The organism is Catenulispora pinistramenti (assembly GCF_018274385.1).
GTDB lineage: Bacteria > Actinomycetota > Actinomycetes > Streptomycetales > Catenulisporaceae > Catenulispora > Catenulispora pinistramenti.
This window is the reverse complement of sequence record NZ_JAAFYZ010000424.1, coordinates 1-3,385: the sequence shown is the minus strand read 5'-3', so window position 1 is coordinate 3,385 and position 3,385 is coordinate 1. Positions and strand designations below refer to the sequence as shown.

The 3,385-nt window shown below is 70.4% G+C and carries 5 protein-coding genes and 1 riboswitch; of the genes, 3 read left to right on the top strand and 2 right to left on the bottom strand.

The features are described 5' to 3' along the window. Positions 1-192, bottom strand: a 192-nt coding sequence (locus KGQ19_RS48100; RefSeq protein ID WP_212022274.1) for a hypothetical protein, incomplete at its 3' end; no start/stop codon positions are given. A gap of 88 nt (positions 193-280) precedes the next feature. Beyond that, a riboswitch (cobalamin riboswitch) is annotated at positions 281-407 on the bottom strand. Between the two features lie 345 nt (positions 408-752). Next, on the bottom strand, positions 753-1,400 hold the full coding sequence (locus KGQ19_RS48095) for a sulfite oxidase-like oxidoreductase (protein WP_368862270.1): 648 nt from the start codon (positions 1,398-1,400) through the stop codon (positions 753-755). 148 nt (positions 1,401-1,548) lie between these two features. Between KGQ19_RS48095 and KGQ19_RS48090 the strand changes: the two genes are divergently transcribed. From KGQ19_RS48090 to KGQ19_RS48080, 3 genes are all read left to right on the top strand, one after another. Further along, on the top strand, positions 1,549-1,839 hold the full coding sequence (locus tag KGQ19_RS48090; protein ID WP_212022272.1) for a (2Fe-2S)-binding protein: 291 nt from the start codon (positions 1,549-1,551) through the stop codon (positions 1,837-1,839). A gap of 91 nt (positions 1,840-1,930) precedes the next feature. Beyond that, entirely contained in the window at positions 1,931-2,410 is a 480-nt protein-coding gene (bfr, locus tag KGQ19_RS48085; protein WP_212022270.1) for a bacterioferritin, read from the top strand. A 115-nt stretch (positions 2,411-2,525) separates the two neighbouring features. Further along, the coding region (locus tag KGQ19_RS48080) for a sensor histidine kinase (protein ID WP_498038958.1) at positions 2,526-3,385 on the top strand (860 nt) is incomplete at its 3' end.

The following is a 3,385-nucleotide window of genomic DNA, read 5'->3' as shown; positions in this document are numbered from 1 at the left end:
GGAGAAGCGGCAGCCGGGGACCACGCTGATCTGGGGCAGGACCGCGGCCAGGGCGCGCACGATCGTCGACTTCGCGGTGCCCTTCTCGCCGCGCACGAGTACGCCGCCGACCGCCGGGGACACGGCGTTGAGCAACAGGGCCAGCCGCAGATCGTCGAGTCCGACGACAGCGGAGAACGGGTACGGCGGCACGCCGGATCAGCTCCTCACGGGTATCCACGCCCGACAGGTCTCACTCATGCGTACACGCCGCGGGGGCGGCGTGCCGGGGGCGGCCGTAGTCTCCTGACTCTCAGATCCGCGCGCCTGCCCGGCCTTCCCAGAACACTGACGTCCCAGTGGCATCTCAAGCGGGAGGCACTCCCTGATCACAGTGGCGGGACCGTTCCGGATTCGCACCGGATTCCTGGCGGCCGTCCCGCGTGCAGCATCCCGCAGCGATCACCGGGCGTCAAACCGCGCGAGTCTGGCGCCCGGTGGCAGGATGTCCCGATGTATCCGTCAATGGAACAATGAGCGATCGTCAGCGCGGACCACGTGTCCTGGGCGAATACGAGTTGGACGGCGGCGCGTTCACGACAGCGCGGAGCGCTGTGCGGGGTGAGCAACGCGACACGGCCGCCTCAGAGCCGCGGCCACGTACGCTCGGGCGTCCCGGCACCTTGTGGCGCGCCGTTTTGCACCGGATCAAGACGTTCTGACTACATCGGATCAAAGACATCAACCGGGTCAAGACGTCAAGACGCCCTTAACTACAGCGGCGGCCCGTCCCCCGGGTCCTCCTGATACGAGTACCGCTGTTCCTTCCACGGATCCCCGATGTTGTGGTAGCCGCGCTCTTCCCAGAACCCGCGCCGGTCCACCGTCAGGTACTCGATCCCGCGCACCCACTTGGGGCCCTTCCACGCGTACAGGTGCGGCACGATCAGCCGCAGCGGGAAGCCGTGCTCGGGGGTGAGCGGGACGCCGTCATGGTGGGTGGCGAACAGGGTGTCCTCGTGGAGCAGGTCCTCCAGGCGCAGGTTCGAGCTGTAGCCGTACTCGGCCCAGACCGTGACGTGGGTCGCGTCCGGGGCCGGGGGCGCGAGTTCGAGGATGGTGCGGCCGGCGACGCCGCGCCAGGGGGCGTCCAGCATCGTGAACTTGGTGACGCAGTGGAAGTCGGCGGTCACCTCGACGGTGGGCAGCGCGCTGAAGTCGTCGTGGAACCAGATCGCCTCTTGGCCGTCGGCGGTCGCGCCGGTGACCCGGAAGTCCCAGGTCGCGGGCTTGAAACGGGGCACCGGGCCGTAGTGCAGCACCGGCCACTCGCCGCGTTGCATGCGTTGGCCAGGGGGGAGCCGGCCGTCCGACAAAGCGGTCTCACCTTCTGTGTCCACCCCTGATCCCGGCTGCCCCATGGGGACCATGGTCCCAGATGTGGCGCACGGCACGCGCAGCGGGGACTTGGCAGCCGCCGGTTAGGTAGCTTAGGCTCCCCTAAGTCCTCCCGGGCGAATCAGGCACAGTGATCGCCCGCAGCGAACCCGTTGACTCCCGGAGCCCCGCTTGTACGCCTGCATATGCCACGCGGTCACCACCGCCGAGGTGGACGTCGCCGTCGCGCTGGGTGCCAAGTCGGTCAAGCAGGTGCGCAAGGCGACCGGCGCCGGCGCCGGGTGCGGGACCTGCGTGAAGCGGCTGAGCTGCCTGCTGGCCGCGGCCCGGGTCGCCGACTCCGCGCCGCCGGAGGCGATGCCGGAGGCTGAGCGACTGCCGGTTCCGGCGGCGGTTCCCGCGCCGGCCACGCTCGTGCAGCACGCACCGCACTGCCCGGCCGCGGTCCCCGCGCTGGGCTAGTGTGGCGTGCCCGGCGGGCACTCCCCGTTCGGCGCAATCCGCGCTCACGCCGTTACCTCCCCGGGTCGCCGCTCTGGCAATATCGAACGCCATGCAGGGTGACAAGGACATCATCGCGTTCCTGAACGAGCAGCTGACCGCCGAGCTCACGGCGATCAACCAGTACTGGCTGCACTACAAGCTGCAGGACAACCGCGGCTGGAAGAAACTCGCCGAGTACACCCGCAGCGAGTCCATCGACGAGATGAAGCACGCGGACAAGTTGGCCGAGCGCATCATCTTCCTGGAGGGGCTGCCGAACTTCCAGAAACTGTTCCCGCTGGAGATCGGCCAGAGCGTCACCGAGATGTTCAACGCCGACATGAAGATCGAGGTCGCGGCGGTGGAGCGGCTGCGGAACGGGATCAAGCTGATGCGCGAGCGGGGGGACGTCACGTCGGCGAACCTGTTCGAGGAGATCCTGGCCGACGAGGAACACCACATCGACTACCTCGAGACGCAGCTGGACCTGATCGGGCAGATCGGGGAGCCGCTTTATGTGGCGCAGCTGGTGGAGCAGCCGGAGTCCTGAGGGCTGCTGCGGAGCGGAGCCCCTCGGTCTGAGGGGATCTGAGGGACGAACCCTGAGACGGTCTCGGGGTCGACCCTGATGCGCGGCCGGCGAGCGGCGTGTGACCATGGCTGCCATGGTCCGACCGCCTTCCCCGCCGGCCGGCGTGCCGCGCCGCGACTCCGGCCCGCTCCTGGTGGCCGCCGGCGTCGTGGTCGTGCTGGCCCTGGACGGCCCCAGCCTGGACGACCAGATACGGGTCCTGATACCGCTGGCCGCCGTGCTCGGCGGGCTGGCGCTGCTGCTGCGCGAACTGGCCGCCGAGCGCCGCGCGCCGTGGCCGGGCACGCTGGACGCCCCGGCGCGCCGGGGCCCGGGCCTGCGCACGCTGGTCGGCGTCCTGGCCGTCGGCGGCGCGCTGGTACGGCTGCTGAACAACGGTGCCGCGCTGGCCGAGGAGACCAGCGCGGTGGTCGCGGCGCTGGCCCTGTTCGCCGGGGCGGTACTGATCGCGATGCCGTATCTGCTGCGGGTGATCCGCGAGTTGGCGGCGGAACGTGCCGAGCGGGTCCGGGCTCAGCAGTTCGCCGAAGTCGCGGCCCACATGCATGATTCGGTACTGCACACGCTCACGCTCATCCAGCGCGCCGATCCGGCCGACGCGCGGGGATTGGCGCGGGCTCAGGAGCGCGAGCTGCGGGCTTGGCTGTACGACCGGCGGGGGCCGGTGGCGGCCGGGACAGGGCCGACGAGCCTGGTCGCGGCGGTCCAGACGATCGCGGCGGAGGTCGAGGACCGGCATCGGGTGCGGATCGAGGTCGTCGCGGTCGGTGACGCGGAGCTCGACGACGGGCTGGCGGCATGCGTGGCGGCGGCACGGGAGGCCCTGGTCAACGCGGCGAAGTATGCCTGGGACAGCCCGATCTCGGTGTTCGCGGAGGTGGCGGCGGGGACGGCGGGGACGCGCCGGGTCGAGGTGTTCGTGCGGGATCGGGG

Coding starts and splice junctions, on each gene's coding strand:
- KGQ19_RS48095 (WP_368862270.1), bottom strand. CDS start 1,400: ATGGGGCAGCCGGGATCAGGGGTGGACACAGAAGGTGAGACCGCTTTG.
- bfr (WP_212022270.1), top strand. CDS start 1,931: ATGCAGGGTGACAAGGACATCATCGCGTTCCTGAACGAGCAGCTGACC.